General features: G+C 67.9%; 7 protein-coding genes and 1 pseudogene. 2 read left to right on the forward strand and 6 right to left on the reverse strand.

Features of this window, described 5'->3' with window-relative positions; translation table 11 throughout:
• Together G3I60_RS43240 and G3I60_RS43245 are read right to left on the reverse strand one after the other, a co-directional pair.
• Window positions 1-565, reverse strand: a 565-nt coding sequence (locus G3I60_RS43240) for a DEAD/DEAH box helicase (protein ID WP_164299624.1), incomplete at its 3' end; no start/stop codon positions are given.
• Window positions 566-949: 384 nt separating this feature from the next.
• Complete coding sequence (locus tag G3I60_RS43245; protein WP_034275260.1) at window positions 950-1,153, reverse strand: cold-shock protein; 204 nt, start codon at window positions 1,151-1,153, stop codon at window positions 950-952.
• 285 nt (window positions 1,154-1,438) lie between these two features.
• Between G3I60_RS43245 and G3I60_RS43250 the strand changes: the two genes are divergently transcribed.
• On the forward strand, window positions 1,439-1,756 hold the full coding sequence (locus tag G3I60_RS43250; RefSeq protein ID WP_138356559.1) for an SCO5918 family protein: 318 nt from the start codon (window positions 1,439-1,441) through the stop codon (window positions 1,754-1,756).
• A 189-nt stretch (window positions 1,757-1,945) separates the two neighbouring features.
• Here G3I60_RS43250 and G3I60_RS43255 read toward each other — a convergent pair whose 3' ends face one another.
• From G3I60_RS43255 to G3I60_RS43265, 3 genes are all read right to left on the reverse strand, one after another.
• Window positions 1,946-2,344, reverse strand: coding sequence for an ATP-binding protein (locus G3I60_RS43255; protein ID WP_343241894.1), 399 nt, complete (start codon window positions 2,342-2,344; stop codon window positions 1,946-1,948).
• A gap of 171 nt (window positions 2,345-2,515) precedes the next feature.
• On the reverse strand, window positions 2,516-2,860 hold the full coding sequence (locus tag G3I60_RS43260; RefSeq protein ID WP_138356556.1) for a MerR family transcriptional regulator: 345 nt from the start codon (window positions 2,858-2,860) through the stop codon (window positions 2,516-2,518).
• 1,159 nt (window positions 2,861-4,019) lie between these two features.
• On the reverse strand, window positions 4,020-4,835 hold the full coding sequence (locus G3I60_RS43265; RefSeq protein ID WP_164299628.1) for an oxidoreductase: 816 nt from the start codon (window positions 4,833-4,835) through the stop codon (window positions 4,020-4,022).
• A gap of 227 nt (window positions 4,836-5,062) precedes the next feature.
• On the opposite strand from G3I60_RS43265, the gene G3I60_RS43270 reads away from it, so the two are divergent.
• Window positions 5,063-5,641, forward strand: coding sequence for a TetR/AcrR family transcriptional regulator (locus tag G3I60_RS43270; protein ID WP_164299630.1), 579 nt, complete (start codon window positions 5,063-5,065; stop codon window positions 5,639-5,641).
• Between the two features lie 299 nt (window positions 5,642-5,940).
• Here G3I60_RS43270 and G3I60_RS46165 read toward each other — a convergent pair.
• Window positions 5,941-6,104: pseudogene (locus G3I60_RS46165) on the reverse strand (MerR family transcriptional regulator); the annotation flags it as partial.

The raw sequence follows: 6,104 nt of genomic DNA on the forward strand, positions 1-6,104 counted from the left end.
TCCGCAGGCGCAGCGAGCGGGCGTACGGGGTCAGCGCGTCGGTGACCTGCTGGGCGAGCTCACGGGTCGGGACCAGGACCAGAGCCAGCGGCTGCAGCGGTTCGGCGCGCTGACCGGCGGTCCTGGCGAGCAGTGCCAGACCGAAGGCGAGGGTCTTGCCGGAACCGGTACGGCCGCGGCCCAGGACGTTACGGCCGGCGAGGGCGTTGGGCAGCGTCGCGCCCTGGATGGGGAACGGCACCGCCATGCCCTCGTGCGCCAACGTCGCCAGCAGAGCGGCCGGCATGTCCAGCGCGGCGAAGCTCTCCACCGCGGGCAGCGCCGGGGTGAGCGTGACCGGAAGAGCGAACTCGCCCTGAACGGACGGGCGTCGACTCGAACCGCCGGAGCGGCCCGAGCCCGCGTAGCTGCCGGAACGGCCGGAGCCACCCGCGTAACCGCCGGAACGGCTCGGCGCACCGGAGCGGCTCGGCGCCGAACGGCCGTAACCGCCGGCACTGGACGCGCCGCCGCGGCTGGTGGAACTGGAGCTGGAATACGAGCGGTTGGAACGAACGGGGTTCACGGAGAACCTTCCTGGATACGGCACGTATCCAGGAGGCCCCAGCAGCGAACACGCCGCACGAAGGCATCGCAGAGACGAACCGGAAGAACGAGCAAGAACGAGACGGGACCGAAGCGGCGCGGAATCAACCGCGCGAACACACTTCGCCACGAGCGGCACTGCCAGAGATGGCGGCCGGGAACTGGACGCGCGAGGAGGCGGGTCCGGGGCAGTGAGCACATCGCGGTCGTGGACCGCGGAGCCGCCTGCCATACGGCTTGGTTCTACTGTCCGCAGCCGCCTCGCCCCGCGATGAGCGGGGGGGTGTGCGGGGGGATTGTGCGGGCGACGGGTAGGGCCCGCAGCCTTACGGTGCGGGCCCTACCCGGTGATGCGCGTCAGTGCTTAGGCGGGAACGATGTTCTCCGCCTGCGGGCCCTTCTGGCCCTGCGTGACGTCGAAGGAGACCTTCTGGCCTTCCTGGAGCTCACGGAAGCCCTGGGCGGCGATGTTCGAGTAGTGGGCGAAGACGTCAGCGCCGCCACCGTCCTGCTCGATGAAGCCGAAGCCCTTTTCAGCGTTGAACCACTTCACGGTGCCAGTAGCCATGTGTGTCTCCTAAAGACAGGGGGCAGAACCGAAAACCGCACTCTGCGGAATCCGCGTCGCCGCAATGAGCCCATCCGGAGATGACCGGCCAAACAAAAATGCACCCGCGGGTCACGCCCGTCGAGTGCACACAAAGTTCATGGGTACCACAACTGCAACTGGCAACAAGGTAGCACGACACCGGCCCTCGTGCCGGATTTCCCACCGGCGGGTTGATCTTCCCGTCGGTGGTCCGGGTGTGGGACTCTGAGGTATCCGACTGCCCCCTCTCCTTGCTGAGGTCCTATGCGTTGCGTCATCGCCGGCTGTTCCTTCGATCTGGTCAAGAGCGAAGTGCAGGACAGGATGCGGGGCGTCAAGCCCGAAGCGGTCACGGGAGAATCCGTGATCATCAGCCGTCGCACCTACCCCGTGAAACAGGTCGGCCAGATCCTCACCCGACAGGACCGGCGTGACTTCACCGCCGAGCAGATCACCCGGGCCATGACCCGACTCGGCTTCACCTGCCGTCCCGCGCCCGAGGCCGCTGCGGTAACTGCCACCGCTGTTCTCAGCCCGCTCCAGGCCGCAGTAGCGATGCTGGGCACACCCGCTTACAGCTGACCGGCCCCACCTCACCCCATGCGACCTCGGCAGGAGCGGCCCCAACCCTCTCGTCGCCGGCTGGCGCCACGCAGGCCGCCATCCCGCTCCGCGATACCCGGCGCACCGTAACCTGCCGAGCGGTGCCCCGAAGTGGCCGAGTGCCTGCCAGAAGGGTTCCGGAAGCGACAGCGCTGCCCCCAGCTGCCGTTACGGGGCGCCAGGAACCGACAGGACGGCTCGTATGCGCTTGCCTACCGGTACCCGCTCCACCGTCACCTGCACACACAGCCGGTTCACGATCTCCAGACCGTGACCGCCGGCCCGGGACGGATCGGGCGGGAACACGACCGGCAGAGCGGTACTGGAGTCCCATACCGTCACCACCACGCTGCGAGGGCTTCCCTCCAGTTCCAGCAGGGACGGGCCGTGCGCGTAGCGTTCAGCGTTGGTCAGCAGCTCCGTGACCACGAGCCTCACGTCGAAGCGGAATCGCTCGCTCAGGGTTGTGGCGAGATCCGCGGCCAGACAGTCAAGGAATTCATCGGCCAGTAGCCGGGCGGCACCCAGACCGCCGGGCTCACTGCCGTAATTCCCGGCCCGGTACACCAGCCCCAAACCCACCAACCCCTCGAACACCGTTACAGCGGCGGGAGACTCAGCCCCGGCCGGATGAGCCCTCATCCATCCCCGCCCTCGAGGAGCATCGCGCGATGCACCAACGTCTCCCCCCTCGGCTACCCCGCTGAGTGCCCCGCAGCCCAGCCCGGGTTCTTGGGCTCAGGCGGCGGGATTGCCGGGCCGGTTGCGCAGCTGTTCGTTGAGGGCCAGGGCCTCTTCGAGCTGGTCCTCCAGCGCCACGATGCGGCAGGCGGTTTCGATGGCGGTGCCCTGGTCGACGAGCTCGCGGGCACGGGCCGCGATGCGCAGCTGGTAGCGGGAGTAGCGGCGGTGGCCGCCCTCGGACCGCAGCGGGGTGATCAGGCGGGCTTCGCCGATCGCACGGAGGAACGCGGCGTTGGTGCCGATCATCTCGGCGGCGCGACCCATCGTGTAGGCGGGGTAGTCCTCGTCGTCGAACCGGTCGGACGGGCTCGCGGGGCTCGCGGGGGGTTGTTCGGTCATTACGCCTCTTCGTGTCTGATGGTCATCTGGCCTCCTGGACAAACGCGTGGAGGGGCCCCGGAGCCGTACCTGGCTTCCGGGGCCCCATGGGGCGGATCAAACACCATCTACATCTACCGGCTTGTGCCTGCCGGTCCTGCCGTATCCGCACTGCCGCGTCGGGGGAACACGGGGCGCGGGGATCTTGAATGCTTGACCGGGGACCACCTTCCAATCCGGGGCCTTGCGAGTGCCCGCACACACCTGCCGTGCGGGCGATCCTGATGGTGTCGCTCCGAACCTTCCTGCTCGTACCTGAAACGATGAAAAGCTACTGACCTGCTGGTACTTCAGATACTGCGGTCCTGCGATCACAACGGAACTGCACTTCACACGCTGCGTTTCACAGGTTGTGACCTGCGCGGCAGCCCCTCATGGGCCGCCCAGCCCGGCAATCAATCCCTACGGCCCTCCCACATGAAGCGGCCGCCGGATTCCACTGCCGTGCCGTACCTACGGGAACAACCGAACTGCTGGTAGTGCGACCTGCTGGTGGCCTTCACCGCACCACCCTCCGGCAGCCAGCCCCGTCGCCCGTCCTGCAACTGCTCTGGCTTGGAACCCCACTGCCGAACCTCCCGGTGCGCGCGCCCGCAGCCAACGCCTTCACCGAGGTACCACCCACTGACTTCACTGCTGAGTACTGCAAACTGCACTTACCAGTACTGCCACCGCATTGAATGCGGCCCTGCTCACGGCGGCCCCTGATCACTGCGAGCCACCCGGTCCGGTCGTCAGTCCCGTCGCCGTCCTGCACCTGCTCTGGCTTCGACACTCCACCACCGCACCTTCCTGCACACTGCGACTGCCTGTACTGCGGTTACTACTTGCCCGGCAGTTCGTTTCTGCCAGGCCCTGCTGTCTCTCTGGGCTACGAGAGAAACCATAACCACGTCCCTCCCCCAATGTCTACTCCGGTCGGCATAGATTTCCGCGCGTTCGGCAGCGAGGTAATCGCCACCGAACTGCGACGGTGGCGGAAAGGCCCCACGGCCGTCGCTGCTGGGCCGGGGGGCTGCGGGCCAGGGAACAAGCCGCCGGGATTTGCTCCGGGGTGGCGCCCAGCCGCCCCCGGGGCGTCGGCGGACCCCTCGGCCGGGGCAGGCAGCGTCAGGCCGCGTCAGGCCGCCAGTTTGTTGAACTTGCGGATCTGCCGGTCGAAGATCCGGGCGGGAGCGATCCGCCGCAGCAAGCTGATACGCCGGGCGAACGGTCCGGCCGGGGAGCGCAGTTTCGGTGTGCGGGTGGTGGCTGCGGTGACGACGGCCTGGGCGACGACGGAGGGGGCGTCGCCTCCCCTGACCGCCTGCGCAACGGCCTGGTCGACGGTCCGCCGCTGGTTCTCGTATACCGGCAGCGGCGTGTCGGGCTGTACGAGGTTGCCATCGAAGGAGGTGTTGGTTGCACCGGGCTCGATGAGCAGCACGCGGACGCCGTGCTCGCGGACCTCGTGGTCCACGGACTCGGAATACCCCTCGATGGCGTGCTTGGAGGCGATGTAGGCGGACATGAACGGCTGGGGTGCGAACCCGTAGAACGACGAGATGTTGATGATCCGGCCACGGCCCTGGGCCCGCATGTGCGGCAGGACGGCCTTCGTCATACGGACCACGCCGAGGACGTTGATATCGAAGACGCGCTGGTGCTGTGCCACGGAGCTTTCCTCGGTGGCGCCCGATGCGCCGATGCCGGCGTTGTTGACCAGGACGTCGATCCGGCCGAACCGGTCGATGACCTGCTGGACCAGCGTGGTGACCGACTCATCGCTGATCACGTCGAGTTCGAGGAAGGTCACGCCGTCGCGGGGGGCGATCCTCGCGGTGTTCCGGCTGGTGCCGACCACGTCGAAGCCCGCCTGGACGAGGGCGAGGGCGGTGGCTTCTCCGATGCCGGAGGACGCGCCCGTCACCAGTGCTACCGGTCGCTTCGTACCCATCATGGACTCCTGGTGTGATTCATCACTTTTATGGTCACTTGAGGCTATTCGCGTTCCCGAAGGCGCGCTTGGACTTCTCGTCGCCGCCCCGGCACATAACCACATCTCCAAGGTAGCTGTTATAGCCATAAGTGCAACTCGAGTGACGCGGATTCCGATGAACCTGTGGCGGGGACGTATCGTCTGGAAGATGAGGGCCGATACCCGCACTGCAGGAAGGGGAAGTCATGGGGCGAGCACTGCGGGCTGATGCGGAGCGCAGCGTGCGCGCGATCCTGGAGGCGGCCGAGAGGGTGCTCGCGGAGGATCCGGGCGCACCGATGGAGCAGATCGCCGAGGCTGCGGGTCTGGCCAGGACGACGGTGCACCGGCGGTTCGCGAACCGGCAGGCCCTCATCGACGCACTGGCCGCCTCCGCGAAGCAGCAGCTCACGGCCGCCATTGACGACGCCCACCTGGAGACCGCTCCTCCGCTGGTCGCGCTGCACCGGGCCACTGCGAACACGCTGCGGGTCAAGGGCGCCTGGCGGTTCACACTCGGCAACCCCCTGGCCCACAACGGCATCGCCCAGGAGGTCTGGTCCGAGATCCACACACGGTCACTCGCCTTCCTCGCCCGGGCGCAGCGCGAGGGGCTCCTCGCCCCGGACGCGGACCTGGAGTGGACACGGCGGGTCTACTACGCCCTGGTCACCGAGGCGCTGCAAGGTCCCGGCGCCACCGGGGACGCCGATGCACAGAACCCGGAGGCATTGGCCACCCGTATCGTCGACACGCTGCTGTACGGCGCGGGACGACGCCACTGAGCCAGGCCCGCCCAACGGAACTTCCTACCGTCATGACCTGCACGAACGGCTGGTGCGGGGCGTGCACCGCGGAGACCGCTCTGCGCCCTGACCGCGGAAACCGCCACGATGACACCCGGTTCCCGCTGCTGAACGCGAAACCACGGGGTTCGGGGCCGTCAGCGTCACCGGCCGGCTGCCCGCCGACCGGCTAGCGCGCCTTGCAGTGCTCGGTTCTTTGAGGCGCTCCCCCACCACCCGGCTGCACCCGATGAGAAGGGAGGCGTCGATGAGAAGGGAGGCGTCGATGATGCCCAGACTCAGGCGGCGGAGTGGGTGTGGGTGCGGAGCTGTTCATTGAGTGCGAGGGCTTCTTCGAGCTGGTCCTGCAGCGCGACGATGCGGCACGCGTCCTCGATCGCGGTGCCCTGGTCGACGAGCTCACGCACCCGGACAGCGATCCGCAGCTGATAGCGGGAGTAAC

The organism is Streptomyces sp. SID13666, assembly GCF_010548325.1.
Taxonomy (GTDB): Bacteria; Actinomycetota; Actinomycetes; order Streptomycetales; family Streptomycetaceae; genus Actinacidiphila; species Actinacidiphila fildesensis.

What these genes read in the sequence shown, in the direction of transcription:
- G3I60_RS43245 (WP_034275260.1), bottom strand. Translation starts at nt 1,153, where the DNA reads ATGGCTACTGGCACCGTGAAGTGGTTCAACGCTGAAAAGGGCTTCGGC.
- G3I60_RS43250 (WP_138356559.1), top strand. Translation starts at nt 1,439, where the DNA reads ATGCGTTGCGTCATCGCCGGCTGTTCCTTCGATCTGGTCAAGAGCGAA.
- G3I60_RS43260 (WP_138356556.1), bottom strand. Translation starts at nt 2,860, where the DNA reads ATGACCGAACAACCCCCCGCGAGCCCCGCGAGCCCGTCCGACCGGTTC.
- G3I60_RS43265 (WP_164299628.1), bottom strand. Translation starts at nt 4,835, where the DNA reads ATGGGTACGAAGCGACCGGTAGCACTGGTGACGGGCGCGTCCTCCGGC.
- G3I60_RS43270 (WP_164299630.1), top strand. Translation starts at nt 5,063, where the DNA reads ATGGGGCGAGCACTGCGGGCTGATGCGGAGCGCAGCGTGCGCGCGATC.